The following is a 14,925-nucleotide window of genomic DNA, read 5'->3' on the forward strand; positions in this document are numbered from 1 at the left end:
TTTATGGTTGTGGGGCTATCATTTTTCGTTCCCCGATCTGTTGTCGCCACATAGCGTAGTACAAGCCTTTTTCGACAATCAGATTATCGTGGGATCCGGTTTCAATCACCTGGCCGCGCTCAAGCACATAAATTTTGTCTGCATGCATGATCGTACTTAAACGGTGGGCGATAAGAACGGTAATCTGTTCCCTTTCTTTTGATATGTTTTTAATAGTAGATGTAATCTCTTCCTCTGTGATACTGTCCAAAGCGGAAGTCGCTTCATCAAAGATTAACAGATGAGGTTTCCTTAAAAGGGCCCTTGCAATGGCAATTCTTTGTTTTTCGCCGCCACTAAGCTTCAGTCCGCCTTCTCCGATTACTGTTTCAATACCTTTTTCTGCTCTTTCCAATAATGCAGTACAGCTTGATTTCTCCAGAGCAGCTGCCAGTTCTGATTCCGTAGCCTTAGGATTAACAAAAAGAAGGTTTTCCTTAATGGTTCCCGCAAAAAGCTGGGTATCCTGGGTTACAAAACCAATCTGGTTTCTGAGTTCATCAAAATCAAATTCCTTTCCGTTAATTGAATTATAAAAAATATTTCCTTCCTGAGGCCTGTAAAGCCCAACCAGCAATTTTACCATCGTACTTTTCCCGGAACCGCTCGGCCCTACAAAAGCAATGGTTTCACCATTTTTAACATCAAAAGAAATATTATTTAAAGCTTTATACTGGGCAGACTGATGCTTGAATGAAACATGCCTGAATTCCAGTTCCTCAATAGCTCCGATCTGTTTCGGATGAAGTGGCTTTTCTTCCACATCCTTTTTCATTAAACGGTCAAAATTCTGAAGAGAGGCTTCCGCTTCACGATAAGAAATAATGATATTCCCAATTTCCTGCATCGGTCCGAAAATGAAAAAACCATAAAACATCAACGACAGATACTGGCCTGGAGTTACAATATTTTTGAAAATTAAAAGCAGTAAAGTCAGAGTGATCATCTGCTGAAGGAAATTAACCATCGTTCCCTGAATAAAACTTAAAGAACGGATGCTTTTCACCTTTCTCAGCTCAAGCCCAAGAATCTTGTACGTATTGTTATTCAAACGGATAACTTCCTGGTTAGTTAATCCTAAGCTTTTTACAATTTCTATATTTCTAAGGCTTTCTGTGGTACTTCCGGCCAAAGAAGTCGTTTCCGAAACAATATTCTTCTGAATAACCTTTATTCTTTTGCTTAATAAATTGGTAATAAAAGCAATCAGGAAAATTCCGCAGATGTAGACCGGCATAATAGACCAGTGCAGACGGATCGCATATACCGAAACGAAAATAATGCTCACTAAAATTCCAAAGAAAATATTAATAAAATTAGTGATGAATTTTACAGAATCTTCTCTTACTTTCGTTAAAATAGACAGCGTTTCACCGCTTCTCTGATCTTCAAATTCCTGATACGGCAACGCCATGGAATGTTTTAAGCCGTCTGTGAAGATTTTAGCCCCAAACTTTTGGGTAATCACACTTACCACATAATCCTGGAAAGCCTTGGCAATTCTGCTTATCATAGCCGTTCCAATCAGTAATCCTAAAAAATAGAAAGCCCCGTGATAAACGCTGGTTCCGTATAAATATTCGTTCAGGTTTCGAGGTAAAAGCTTTTCCTTATCAAAGAAATTGGGATGGGTGACCAGCCTGTCCAGAATATTCCCTGTAATAGCGGGAGCAAATAAAGAAAAAACCTGATTGATGGTTGCCAACAGCAAAGAAATGATAATCAGCCATTGGTAAGGTTTAAGGTATCTTAAAAGTATTTTCATTCGATTAAATAAAGGTACAAAATTAAAGATATTATTTTTACTAACAGTGTTAATTTTTAAGTGGAATAAAGTCCTTTTGTATTCAGCTGAAAATAATTAAATTGCAGTCTAAGTTTTTACTATGCTTACAAAAGAACAAATTGCCAAAAGAATTTCAAAAGAACTGAAAGATCGCTATTATGTAAACCTGGGAATAGGAATTCCTACTTTGGTTGCCAACTATGTTCCGGAAGGTATTTCCGTAGAATTCCAGAGTGAAAACGGAGTTCTCGGGATGGGGCCTTTCCCTTTCGAAGGTGAAGAAGATGCCGATATCATCAATGCCGGAAAACAAACCATCACTATTTTAGAGGGAGGTTCATTCTTCGATTCTGCATTCAGTTTCGGGATGATCAGAGGCCAGAAAGTGGACTTGACCATTCTTGGGGCGATGGAGGTTTCTGAAAACGGGGATATTGCCAACTGGAAAATCCCTGGAAAAATGGTAAAAGGAATGGGAGGTGCTATGGATCTGGTAGCTTCCGCTGAAAATATCATCGTAGCTATGATGCATGTGAACAAAGCAGGAGAAAGCAAAATCCTTAAAAAATGTACCCTTCCGCTTACCGGAGTGAACTGCGTGAAAAGAGTAGTGACGGAACTGGCGGTTCTGGATGTTACCCCTGCAGGTTTCAAACTGGTAGAAAGAGCACCGGGAGTTTCGGTAGAACATATCATCAATTCCACAGAAGCAGATCTGATTATTGAAGGTGAAATTCCTGAAATGCAGTTTTAGAGGTTCTGAGAAACGATCAATAATTTAATATCAATATAAAGCAGCAAGGATTTTTTCCTGCTGCTTTTTTATGTTCCGGTATTTACCATTAAAAGAAATTACAATGTAAAAAGTGAATTTCTCTTTACAAAGCAGTAACAGGAACTTTATAACAATTATTTTTCATTAAGAATGTGTTGTAATATTAATGCTGTTGCTTTTGCATCGTCTAATGCCCTGTGAAACTTAAAATCTTCTTTTACATTCATTTTTTCTAACACTCTTTCTAATGAAATTCCAGAGGTAGAGATGTTTTTTTTCGCCAGCCAGTAAACACCCAGTGCTCTGATGTCAAAACCTCCACCAACAAAATATTTATTATAATCAAATCCAAATTCCGTAAATTCTTTCCTCAAAAGAGGCAAGTCGTAATACAATCCCCAACCAGCTAAAGTTGATTTATTTTTTTCTCCATACCAATCTAGAAACAGGAGAATTGCTTCATCAAAATACTTTTCATTTTCAACCATTTCATTTGTAATGTTTGTAATGTCCGTGATTTCAGGTAGAATTGGAAAATTTTTTGGTTTTATTAAAATTGAGAATTCGCTTTTTATTTCAAAAGTTTTCCTATCTAATTTTACAGCCCCTATTTCTATTATATTAGTTTCATTTATTTCATTTCTTCCAAAAGTTTTGCAACTTCCTTCTAAATCATAAATCACTAAATCACTTGAAAATTTCATACTATAGTTTTTAGGGGTTTTTAAGTTTGCTTGCTACTAATTTGATCAACAATTTTAAAATTCTCAATATTGTTTTCTATGTTGTTATTAAAAACATTCATATTAAGTTTTTACAGATCTTTTTTCAAAGATATATTCTTACTACGCAATCTATTAGCGCATCTAATCGTTTGAAATTTAGAGTTGAAAAGAATAACCAAAAAGATCTGTGGAATTCGAGAGATCTGTGGGAAACTTTTAACTATAGAATTGATCTTAATGGTTTAAATAAAATTAGAAAATCAGCGTCATCTGCTCGATCAGCGAGAATAAGAAATATCCGCAACTGATTCCGGTAAAAACAAAAACCTTGTCCATCGACAAGGTTTTTTTTGATCTGTATTTGTTTCTTATTTCTGATCTTGTGCTCCGAAAACTTTCTGCAAAATGCTTGTAGTTCTCATCGCCGGAGTATTTCTGATACCGCTTTCTTTATCAGCTACCATTTTGAAAACCCCATTAATCGTTTCTGTAGTCACATACTCATTAAGATCAGTCGTTACCGACTGCCCTGTAAATGTATTGTACTTGGAGATCAGGTTTTTCCATACCGTATCAGCGCCTACTTTCCCGAGGGACGCTTTTACCTTAGGCTGAAAAGCTGTGAACAACTGGCTTTGGGTTTTACTCTGAAGATAATTAGTCGCTGCGTTATCACTGCCTAACAAAATATTTTTTGCATCAGTAATCGTCATAGAAGTGATTGCTTTAGTGAAAATTGGAGCAGCTTCTGTTACGGCATCTTCAGCGGCCCTGTTTAAAAGTTTTACGCCTTCATCAGCCAGACTTCCCATTCCTATAGAACGTAAAGTATTGTCTATTTTTCTTAATTTCTCAGGCATTAAAATCTTCACCGCTTCATTCTTTAAGAAACCATCAGTAAGAGCCAGCTTCTTTACACCATCGGTAACCCCCATGCTTAAAGCCTCTTTTAACCCTGATGAAATCTGTGTAGAAGTAAGACTCCCCAGATTCACAGATGAGTTTTTGGTGGGAGTAGTAGCCACTGGAGTTGTTGTTGTGGAATTTTTTGTTTTCGACGGATTTTCAAGATCCACACCTGTTTTATCTTTTACTGTAGATTTAATAATATCGAAGAGTTGTGCCTGCGCAGAAATAGAAAATAATAAACCGGCCGCCAGCAAAATGCTTTTTCTCATTGTATTTTTTTACAAATTTAGATCTTTTATTTTTTGATAAGTTAAATGCAGCTGAAGATTTGGAAAATAATTATCTTAGCGAAAACCTTATCCACATCCAATGGTACGAAATCTTTTATTATTTTTTGTAGTACTTTCAAACGTAATTTTAGCTCAAAATAAATTGAACCTAATTCCTTATCCCCAGAAAATTGAAGTTTTAAAAGGAGAGTTTATTATTCCTGAGACTTTATTATTAAGCGGTGACCTGCCCAAAGAAGAAACGGAATATTTCAAAAAACGTTTGGGTTCTATGATGAAGTTTCAATACGCTCAAAAGGGTAGTGGGACGCATCTGACGAACTCCATCATTCCTCCGGTTTCTGTAACAGATGTCGAAAAGAAAAAAGAATATTACTCTATAGAAATTTCTCCAAAACAGATTCACGTAAATTCTTACTCCCGACAAGGATATTTTCTGGCACTTCAGACTTTAATTCAATTATTTGAAGATCACCAGGCTGACAGGAAAATTCCTGTTTTAAAAATTGAAGATCAGCCAAAGTTTTCATGGCGTGGAATGCACCTGGATGTCTGCCGTCACTTTTTTACGGTAGATGAGGTAAAGCAATACATTGACTATCTGGCAATGTACAAGCTGAATACTTTTCACTGGCATCTAACGGATGATCAGGGCTGGAGAATTGAGATTAAAAAATATCCGAAGCTTACCCAATTAGGGTCAAAACGTAAAGAATCCATGATCGGGGCTTATGTAGATAATACATTTGACGGAAAACCATACGGGCCGTTTTTCTATACTCAGGAACAGATTAAAGACGTTGTGAAATATGCACAGCAAAGACATATCACCGTAGTTCCGGAAATTGAAATGCCGGGACACGCTCTTGCCGCCCTTACTGCATATCCAGAATTAGCGTGTACCAAAGGCCCTTTTGAACCGGCTACGAAATGGGGCGTATTTGATGATGTTTTCTGTCCCAAAGAAGAGACATTCACGTTTCTTGAGAATGTTCTGGATGAAGTGATGAAGCTTTTCCCGTCACAATACATTCACATCGGGGGTGATGAATGCCCGAAAACAAGATGGAAAGAATGTGCCCACTGCCAGGAACTGATTAAGAAAAATAATTTAAAGGACGAACATGGTCTTCAGAGCTATTTCATTCATAGAATTGAAAAATATGTGAACAGTAAAGGAAGAAAAATCATTGGCTGGGATGAAATTTTAGAAGGTGGTCTGGCTCCAAATGCTGCCGTAATGAGCTGGACAGGCGTAAACGGAGGCATTGAAGCCGCAAAATCAGGACATTTCGCGGTAATGACACCAGGAGCCTTTTGCTATTTTGATCATTATCAGGGCGATCCACAGTCGGAACCCAATGCTTTCGGCGGATTTACCCCACTGGACAAGATCTATTCCTACAACCCCATTCCTTCTGAGCTGAATGCTGAACAGGCCAAATACATCATGGGAGTACAGGCTAATCTGTGGACTGAATATATTACTGATTTCAGACAGGTGCAGTATATGATTTTCCCAAGACTGATGGCACTTTCCGAGGTTAGTTGGGGTACATCGGACCCAAAAAACTATAAAGAATTTGAAAACCGGGTGATTGATCAGTTTAAAGTTCTGGATAAAATGAAAGTGAACTATGCCAGAAGCATCTACAACCTTTCAGGAAAAGTAATTCCTTCTAGTAATGGTATTGCTTACGAACTGTCGACTTCACAAAACTCAGACGGAATCCGCTATACTTTAGACGGAACAGATCCGTCGATAAATTCTAAAACTTATCAGGGGCCTGTTTCAATTCCGGGTTCTTTAACCATTAAATCAGCTTATTTTGAAGATGGCAAGCTGAAAAGTGCAGTTTCATCACAGCAGTTTACCATCTCAAAAGCAACGGGAAAAAATATAACCCTTGAGCAGCAGCCAAGTGAGAATTATTCTTTCGGAGGAGCCTTTACTTTGGTGGACGGAATTATCGGAAACACCAGACAGTTGGGCAAAACATGGCTTGGATTTCAGGGAAAAGATGTTACCGCAGTAATTGATTTCGGACAGAAAACCAACTTTTCAGAAGTTTATTTCAATACTTTAGAAAACAAGGGAAGCTGGATCCACCTGGCCAATTCCGCACAGATTTTCGTTTCCGATGATAACCGGAATTTCAAAACGATCAAAGAGATTGGTAAAGAAGAAATTCAGAAAGCCAAAGGGAAAATTAAATTGGGAGTCGGCAGTCAGAATTCAAGATACATCAAAGTTAAAATAGAAAACGCAGGAATCATTCCATCCGGAAATCCCGGTGCCGATTCCAAAGCCTGGCTGTTTGTTGACGAAATTGGCGTAAATTAACCGTAAAAGCACTAAAAAATGCAGGAGTCTGTACTTTCGTCCGAATTTTCCTCTTCACCGGAGCTTGTAGAAAAGCTTTATCAGAACGGTATCACCAAACATTATCATGAAGGGGATATTATTCTAGATGAGAATGCTTCTATCCGTTCCATTCCAATCGTGATGAAAGGAATGATGAAAGTGATCAGAACAGAAGAGGATGGGCGCGAGATCCTGCTGTACTATATCAAATCCGGAGAAAGCTGTATCATGTCTTTCCTCGGCGGAATGCATAATGAAAAAAGTGTTGTAAAAGCAGAAGTGGAAGAAGATTCCGAAATTCTTTTCCTGCCGGTAGATAAAGTTTCATTATTCATCAAAGAACATCCGGAATGGCTGGATTATATTTTCAGGCTTTATCATAAACGTTTTGAAGAACTGCTGGATATTATCAATGCCATTGCTTTTAAAAAAGTAGACGAAAGACTGCTCGATCTGTTGAATAAAAAAGCAGAACTTACCCAATCCCAAACCATCACCACGACCCATGAACAGCTTGCCAATGAACTGGGAACCGCCAGGGTAGTCGTCTCAAGGCTCCTCAAACAGCTGGAAGACGCAGGTAGAGTAAAGCTTGGCAGAAATAAAATTATTCTTCTTTCATAAAAATAAGACTTTCCCTCTCAAATTTTTACCTTGAAGTTTTCCAAAGATAGACACGAATTTCACAGATTTTTTGCTGTTTTCTCTGGCGAATCAGGCAGATTGAGCAGATTTAAAACTTTTGTGGTTAATTAAATCCGTTATGTAACAAAAGTAGCTGTACTCCTCGCAAAATAATTCCACTTTTGCCCCGTAATTATTGATTGAAATGGAAATTATAGGCTACACGTCAGCAGTTTTAATAGGAATTTCTCTGGGGTTAATAGGTGGGGGAGGCAGTATTCTCACGGTTCCGGTTCTGGTTTACCTTTTTGGATTGGATGCTTTTCTGGCAGCAGAATATTCACTTTTTATCGTAGGAATAAGCAGTGCCGCTGGATCTCTGGCTTATCTTAAGAATGGGCAGGTTGATCTTAAAACAGCAGTGGTTTTTGGAATTCCTTCCATTATCTCCATTTTTCTTACCAGGATTTATATTGTGCCTTTGATTCCGGTGGAGGTTTTAAGAGCAGGAGATTTTGCTTTAACAAGAAACACTTTTTTATTACTCATTTTTGCCGTTCTGATGATCGTTGCCTCTTATAAAATGATCAGAAAAAATAAAAATGAAAATACAGCTGTTATAAAAGAAAATATTTTTCTGGCAGCAGGAGAAGGGTCTCTTATCGGGGTCTTAACAGGCCTGGTAGGAGCCGGTGGCGGGTTTATGATTATTCCTGCTTTGGTAGGACTGTTAAAAATACCGATGAAAACGGCAGTAGGAACCTCTTTAGTCATTATTTCTCTGAATTCGTTAATAGGATTTTCCTCATCAGTAGGTAATACCGTAATCGAATGGAAATTTTTAATTTCTATTGCAGGAATTGCCGTTATAGGAATCATCATCGGTTCTTATTTCTCCGGGAAGATTGATGGTAAAAAACTGAAACCTGCATTCGGATGGTTTATTATGGTGATGGGAGTGTATATTATTTTTAAAGAAATCTTCTTTTAAGTTTCTTATGTAACAAAAGTAGCTGTACAGGAAACCGGAAAGCCGGAAATTTGAATGATTAAAAAACAAAGAAATATGAAAATAGAACAGATTTATACAGGATGTCTGGCACAAGGAGCTTATTATATTGTATCAGAAGGTGAAGCGGCTATTATTGATCCGTTACGTGAAACAAAACCCTATCTGGAAAAGTTGAAAAAAGATGGCGTAAAACTGAAATATATTTTTGAAACCCATTTTCATGCAGATTTTGTAAGCGGACATATAGACCTGAGCAGAGAAACCGGAGCTCCTATCGTCTATGGGACTTCTGCAGAACCGGAATTTGAGGCGGTCATTGCTGAAGACGGACAAGTATTTGAAATCGGGAAAATCAGAATAAAAGTATTGTATACCCCGGGACATACTCTGGAAAGTGCTTCTTATCTGCTGATTGATGAAGGAGGAAAAGAAAAAGCGTTATTTAGCGGAGATACCTTATTTTTGGGAGATGTAGGGCGTCCGGATCTGGCCCAGAAAGCTGCCGATATGACCCCGGAAGAGCTGGCAGGATTGCTGTATGACAGTTTATATCAGAAGATTCTTCCTTTAAACGGAGATATTATGGTATATCCGGCACACGGTTCAGGCTCAGCATGTGGTAAAAATATGCAGAAAGAAACGGCAGATACTCTGGAGAATCAGAAAAAAACGAATTATGCTCTGAATCAGCCGGATAAAGAATCATTCATCAGAGAAGTTCTTGATGGATTGCTGCCACCACCTGCTTACTTCGGAATGAATGTAGTGATGAATAAAAAAGGGTACAGCAGCTTTGATGAGGTATTGTCTAAAAGTCTGCATGCCTTATCACCACAACAGTTTGAAGAAATAGCGGAAGCGTCCGGTGCCTTAATTGTAGATGTAAGAAATAACAGAAAATTTGCCAAAGGTTTTATACCGCAATCCATAAATATAGGTCTTGACGGTGATTTTGCACCATGGGCAGGAGCACTGATTGCAGATGTAAGCCAGCCAATACTGCTGGTTGCAGATGAAGAAAACGAAGAAGAATCGGTTACCAGACTCAGTCGTGTTGGTTTTGATAATGTCCTGGGTTTTCTGAAAGGAAGTTTTAACGCCTGGAAAAACAGCGGAAGAGAAATAGACGCTGTCAACCGTATCACAGCAGAACAGTTTGAGAAAGAAATAAAAGGAAAATATACTAAGATCATCGATGTAAGAAAGGAAAGTGAATACGATGCAGAACATATCGAAGGGGCATATAGCAGACCTCTGGCCTATATCAATGAATGGATTGGTGAAATAGATCCCGAAGAACATTTTTATCTGCACTGCGCCGGAGGGTATAGAAGTATGATCGCAGCCGGAATTCTTCAGGTAAGGGGATACAGAAATTTTACCGATATTGAAGGAGGATTCAATGCTATTGCAGAAACCGGTATTCCGAAAAGTAATTTCGTATGCCCGTCTAAAATTTTAAACCAATAAGATTAAAAATAAAATATTTATGTTGGAGATTATAAAAGAACCTTGGCCCTGGTATATAGCAGGACCTTTGATTGGGCTTACCGTTCCCGCTCTTCTTATCCTCGGAAATAAATCTTTCGGGATCAGTTCATCACTGAGACATATTTGTGCCGCCTGTGTTCCTGCCGGAATCAACTTCTTTAAGTATGATTGGAAAAAAGAAGCCTGGAACCTGTTTTTTGTGCTCGGAATTTTCTTCGGAGGACTGATCGCTTCTCAATTTCTTCTCAATCCTGGAGAAATTACCGTAAATCCGGAACTGAAAACTGAGCTGGCAGGCTATGGAATTACAGATTATAGCAATCTCGTTCCCGGTCAGCTGATGAATTTTGAAAGTCTTTTTACCCTGAGAGGATTTATCATGATGGTCATCGGCGGATTTCTTGTGGGGTTTGGAACCAGATATGCAGGAGGCTGCACAAGTGGTCATGCGATTATGGGACTTTCAAATCTGCAATGGCCGTCATTGGTGGCAACCATATGCTTTATGATTGGTGGGTTTTTAATGGCTAACTTGATATTACCTTTTATTCTTTCATTATAATTTAAACAGATAGTACTCATGATAAAAGAAAAAGAACAGGATATCCGTCATCAGGATGCCGTTTGCACCAATGAGACCAATCTTGACCACAAATGGTATTATCATCTTAAATATCTCGCTGCCGGAATTATTTTCGGAATTATCTTCGTAAAAGCCGAAGTGATCAGCTGGTTCAGAATACAGGAAATGTTCCGCCTGCAGTCGTTCCACATGTACGGAATCATTGGTAGTGCGGTTTTAGTGGGAATAATTTCCGTTTGGCTGATCAAAAAGTTTAAAATTAAAACGATTTATGGTGAACCCATTACAATAGCATCCAAAAAGTTCAGTAAAGGGCAGATCTACGGTGGAATTATTTTTGGCTTTGGATGGGCTATTACAGGAGCCTGTCCGGGACCTCTTTTTGCCCAGATCGGAACGGGAGCATTGGCTGTAAGCGTTACTTTATTGAGTGCCATTGCCGGAACATGGGTTTATGGATATTTCAGAGATAAGTTACCCCATTAGTGATAAGGGTTTAATCAAAAAAGACTGCCGATGATCTTCGACAGTCTTTTTTGATGTATAAAATTATGAATAAATGAAGTTTTTTGCTCCTAAAGCCATATAAAGATTAATCCGTTCCATTTTGTCCTGAAGTTCCAGATTGATGAGGTTCATTTCATTTTTAAGAAGATCCCTCTGTTTTCTGATCAGTACAAAACTGTTATTGGTTCCCACTTTAATCTGCTTTCGGGTGAGATTAATATTATTTTTCAGTTCATCAATGGCTTTGCGGTTATAACTCATCTGCTTTTCAACAGACTGTAAATTAGCTAATGAAGATTCCACTTCGTTCAATGCGTTCAGAACAGCCTTTGAATATTCTTCAACAACCTGTTTCTGCCGGGAATTCTTTATTTCCACATTCTTTTTCAGTTTTCCGCCGTTGAACAAAGGAGAAACAAGTCCTCCGCCTACCCGGAGCAGCGGATTGGAAAATATAGAGTTGATAGCTTCTACATTGCTGCCTGCTGTTCCCAGAGAAGAACTTATGGTAAGTGATGGAAGCCTGGCAGCTTTGGCCTGCTGGACTTCATAAAAAGCTTTTTCTATCTGGAAATGATAAGCCTGTATATCTGATCTGTTTTCTAATAATTCCAGTGGGAAAGATTCAGGGATATCATTTTCTACAGGCTCAAAAGAATGTTGTGTGGCCAGTTTTCCTTCCGGATATCTTCCGGTGAGAAGCTCAAGAGATCTTCTGGATTGGGTATTGGCATTTCTGATCTTTTCCAGATAGCCCTCCAGGGAAATAATTTCCGCAGAAATATTAGACAGATCCAGAGCATTGGCTGTTCCTACTTTTTTCTGGATCATATAGAGCTTTTCCAACTCCTTTGTCTGCTGAATATAACTTTCTATTTTATCCTCCTGAATGTTTCCTGCAATATTCAGGTAATAGGCTTTAGCAATCATCGCAGCTATGGACTGATGTAACAGAGTATTCTGATGTTTCACAGAAAAATAATCACTTATGCTGGCCATTTGAGCTGATTTATTTTTACCCCACAGATCTATTTCCCAGCTGGCTTTTAAAGCAAGACGCCGGATCTGGCTTTCACTCACCAGATTATTAGAGGTGTTGGCAACAGCACTGACGCTCGGATAAAGATTGCTTCCCGCAATTTCCATAGCCAGTTCAATCTGGTTAAGCTTTTCTCTGGCAATAATAAGATCTGCATTGTACAGCATTCCTTCCTTAATCAGTATTTCCAGCTGAGGCGTTTTAAGATCTGTAATCCATCCATAAGATAGTGACCTGGAATTAGTCTCCCTGTCGAAGATCCAGTCATCGGGAATAGTTACATGAGCAGCGATTTCACTGTTTTCCTTAAGCTGGTTTATATTTTCTTTGGTAGGCTCTTTGTAGCCTATGCAGGATGTTAAACCTACAGAAAGGATCCCAAGTATAATTAACTTTCTATACATATTAATGAAGTTTTGGGATCAGGAAGTTGATTTTACTGTTCACACGGACCATTACTTTTCGGATAAGATGTAACGGTTTGATATGATCGGAATAAATCACTGCAGTTCCTCTGGCTCCAACGGTAAGCTGCTTCTGGTCATCTTCCAGTACAAATTTTGCGATAAGTTTTCCATCGGTCTCCGGTAATTGTCTCGCAGTATCAGGAAGCCCTGCGGTAGAGCCGTTTCCTCCAAGCATTCCTCCGGCATTGTTCATAATCCCCTGGCTTGTTGCATCAATTACATACTCAAGTCTGGCTTTAACCACCTTACCCGGTTCTGTTTTAAGGGCTAGTTCAACTTCATCCCCCTTTTTTACCGTTTCAAGTTCGTTTTGCGCAAAAAATCCAATAACAGACTGCTGCTTCTGAATTAAAACAAAAGCTGATTTAAAAGGAGCCATGATAGCACCTTCATTAAGCTGAACATTGGGAATAACCCCGTCTGTAGGAGCTAAAACAACCGTTTGGGAAAGATTCCATTTAGCCTGGTCCAGTTTAGCCTGGATTTCCGAAACCGATGAATTTTCACCGTTATAAGATGCATTGGATTTCGTTTCCAGAGATTGCTGTTGTGATTGGGCTGCACTGATACGTGATTGAAGATCACGTACATTGGTAATGGCCTGTTCCAGATCAAATTTGTTGGCTGCTCCGGCCTGTACCAATTCCTGATACTGAGCCACTCTCTTATTCGCCAGATCCAGCTGATACTGAAGTCCTGCAATGTTTTTTCTGGATGCAGAAATATCTGTATTATAAGAGCTTACCGTGGCTTTCATATTGCTGAGTTTTGCCTCCAGAGATTTGATTTCCTGTACGTAAGGTTCCCTGTCCAGTACAAATAAAGTATCTCCTTTTTTTACTTCCTGATTGGTGGTTACATACACCTTCTTTACCTTTCCCAGAACCTGAGTGGTTATGTCCACACTTCGGTTTCCTACCTTTACATCTGAGGTAATGGGACAAAAATAATTGAGGCTTAATATTAAAGCAATAGAGCCAAAAATAGGAAGGGAATAAACAACAACCTGAGTTGTGAATGTCCAGGGAATAAGTTTTAATTTTTTAATAAGCAGCCAGCAGATTCCGGCATATATGGCGATGAGTAATTCAAGCATGAGTGTTAATTTTCTGTTATTTCTAATTTTTCTTCTTCTTCGGTAATAGCACTGTCTTCTTCCGGGGTATTCTGATTCCCGTATTCATAATTGGCCCAGATTAAAGCAGCGGGCCACAGCAGACCTCCGAAAATCAGTGAAAGAAGGCACATGCTTTTAATTGCTTTTAACTGAGGATGATTCTTTTTCTCAGCCACTTTTTCCGGATAAATATGAGCTTTCCAGAAAAGGTAAATACCAGCAAGGGGTAAAATCAGTAAAATGAGCCATGAAGCGGCATCAGCTATAGTGTCTTCCATATGACCTGTTGATGCATGAACAAAATTGCATGAAAATAACAGGCAGAGAAGTAAGGATATTCTTTTCATAAAATAATAATGATATAAGGTAATAATGAAATTAAATTGTAAAACAAGGCGTTGCAGCCAATCCGTTAATGAATATTCGGCTGGTTACTCTAAATCTTTGAAAGACTAAAGATTATTCAATAATATTTTGTTTTTAGGTGATGTTTTTCTCATTTTGCTTTTAATTGTTTGGGTAATAGTATTTTGAGTAAGCAAAATTAGGCTGAATAAAACGGGAAAAAGTATTCCTAAGTTATTTTTTTCTTTCGTTTCTTTTTTTATGAATCCGGGCGGTCATGCGTGAAAGAGAGTTGGGAGTAATTCCGAGAAAGTTAGCAATGTACTTTCTGCTGGCATTCTGGGAAGTAAAAGGACGCGATTCCAGAAATTCTTCATAACGGGAATGCGGAGAGGTAGAACAAAACTGTTCTGTGCGTACTTTTAAGATGCTGATGATTTGCTTCAGAGACTTCAGATACATATTGTAAATACCTCTGTACTGAAATGCCTTTTCTTCAAATTCATTTTTATTAAACATGAAAATTTGGGTTTCAATAACAGCTTCTATCGTATATTTTCTTTCATGTTCATCAGAATAGGATTCCGGGCTTTCCATAATGGCAGCTTCTCTCTCCGAAGGTAAGAATAAATTACTCTCAACCCCATTTTCATCATCAAAGAAAAACCTTAATAGTCCATTGGAAAGTATAAACAGCTGATCGAAAGATCTGCCTGGTTCTGCAAGCTTTTCTTTCTTACGAAGAAGCCGGGGAGTACTGATACTTACCAGAACATTAATTTCTTCATCAGATAATTCCTGAAAGAAAGCAATACTCCTGAAAGTTTTAAAGGTGTCCATTACAGGAGTAA

General features: G+C 38.5%; 14 protein-coding genes. 7 read left to right on the plus strand and 7 right to left on the minus strand.

Going from position 1 to position 14,925, the window contains the following annotated elements; translation table 11 throughout:
- Position 1: 1 nt before the first annotated feature.
- A complete protein-coding gene (locus FW768_RS22675; RefSeq protein ID WP_153399492.1) occupies positions 2–1,804 on the minus strand; it encodes an ABC transporter ATP-binding protein in 1,803 nt (600 codons plus the stop codon).
- A 121-nt stretch (positions 1,805–1,925) separates the two neighbouring features.
- Between FW768_RS22675 and FW768_RS22680 the strand changes: the two genes are divergently transcribed.
- Complete coding sequence (locus FW768_RS22680; RefSeq protein ID WP_153399494.1) at positions 1,926–2,579, plus strand: CoA transferase subunit B; 654 nt, start codon at positions 1,926–1,928, stop codon at positions 2,577–2,579.
- A gap of 155 nt (positions 2,580–2,734) precedes the next feature.
- On the opposite strand, the gene FW768_RS22685 is transcribed toward FW768_RS22680, so the two are convergent.
- On the minus strand, positions 2,735–3,304 hold the full coding sequence (locus FW768_RS22685) for a 3'-5' exonuclease (protein WP_153399496.1): 570 nt from the start codon (positions 3,302–3,304) through the stop codon (positions 2,735–2,737).
- Between the two features lie 389 nt (positions 3,305–3,693).
- The gene (locus FW768_RS22690) at positions 3,694–4,503 is read right to left on the minus strand and encodes a DUF4197 domain-containing protein (protein ID WP_153399498.1); all 810 of its coding nucleotides are present in this window, start codon (positions 4,501–4,503) and stop codon (positions 3,694–3,696) included.
- A gap of 100 nt (positions 4,504–4,603) precedes the next feature.
- Between FW768_RS22690 and FW768_RS22695 the strand changes: the two genes are divergently transcribed.
- The 6 genes from FW768_RS22695 (at position 4,604) to FW768_RS22720 (ending at position 11,085) form a co-directional block, all read left to right on the plus strand.
- Positions 4,604–6,868 carry a glycoside hydrolase family 20 protein gene (locus FW768_RS22695; RefSeq protein WP_153399499.1) on the plus strand — a complete coding sequence of 755 codons (2,265 nt, stop codon included), beginning with the start codon at positions 4,604–4,606 and terminating at the stop codon, positions 6,866–6,868.
- A gap of 18 nt (positions 6,869–6,886) precedes the next feature.
- Positions 6,887–7,513: a Crp/Fnr family transcriptional regulator gene (locus FW768_RS22700; RefSeq protein ID WP_153399501.1), complete on the plus strand. Its 627-nt coding sequence runs from the start codon at positions 6,887–6,889 to the stop codon at positions 7,511–7,513.
- Positions 7,514–7,718: 205 nt separating this feature from the next.
- A complete protein-coding gene (locus tag FW768_RS22705; protein ID WP_153399502.1) occupies positions 7,719–8,504 on the plus strand; it encodes a sulfite exporter TauE/SafE family protein in 786 nt (261 codons plus the stop codon).
- Between the two features lie 75 nt (positions 8,505–8,579).
- Entirely contained in the window at positions 8,580–9,995 is a 1,416-nt protein-coding gene (locus FW768_RS22710; protein ID WP_153399504.1) for an MBL fold metallo-hydrolase, read from the plus strand.
- A 19-nt stretch (positions 9,996–10,014) separates the two neighbouring features.
- A complete protein-coding gene (locus FW768_RS22715; RefSeq protein WP_153399506.1) occupies positions 10,015–10,578 on the plus strand; it encodes a YeeE/YedE family protein in 564 nt (187 codons plus the stop codon).
- An 18-nt stretch (positions 10,579–10,596) separates the two neighbouring features.
- A complete protein-coding gene (locus FW768_RS22720) occupies positions 10,597–11,085 on the plus strand; it encodes a YeeE/YedE family protein (protein WP_153399508.1) in 489 nt (162 codons plus the stop codon).
- Between the two features lie 63 nt (positions 11,086–11,148).
- On the opposite strand, the gene FW768_RS22725 is transcribed toward FW768_RS22720, so the two are convergent.
- From FW768_RS22725 to FW768_RS22740, 4 genes are all read right to left on the minus strand, one after another.
- Positions 11,149–12,549: a TolC family protein gene (locus FW768_RS22725; protein WP_153399510.1), complete on the minus strand. Its 1,401-nt coding sequence runs from the start codon at positions 12,547–12,549 to the stop codon at positions 11,149–11,151.
- 1 nt (position 12,550) lies between these two features.
- Positions 12,551–13,708 (minus strand): HlyD family secretion protein, encoded by a 1,158-nt coding sequence (locus FW768_RS22730; protein WP_153399512.1) that lies wholly within the window; start codon positions 13,706–13,708, stop codon positions 12,551–12,553.
- A gap of 5 nt (positions 13,709–13,713) precedes the next feature.
- Positions 13,714–14,007 (minus strand): DUF3302 domain-containing protein, encoded by a 294-nt coding sequence (locus FW768_RS22735; protein WP_231128779.1) that lies wholly within the window; start codon positions 14,005–14,007, stop codon positions 13,714–13,716.
- A gap of 301 nt (positions 14,008–14,308) precedes the next feature.
- On the minus strand, positions 14,309–14,914 hold the full coding sequence (locus FW768_RS22740; protein WP_185152033.1) for a Crp/Fnr family transcriptional regulator: 606 nt from the start codon (positions 14,912–14,914) through the stop codon (positions 14,309–14,311).
- Positions 14,915–14,925 lie beyond the last annotated feature (11 nt).

Source organism: Chryseobacterium vaccae, from assembly GCF_009602705.1.
GTDB lineage: Bacteria > Bacteroidota > Bacteroidia > Flavobacteriales > Weeksellaceae > Chryseobacterium > Chryseobacterium vaccae.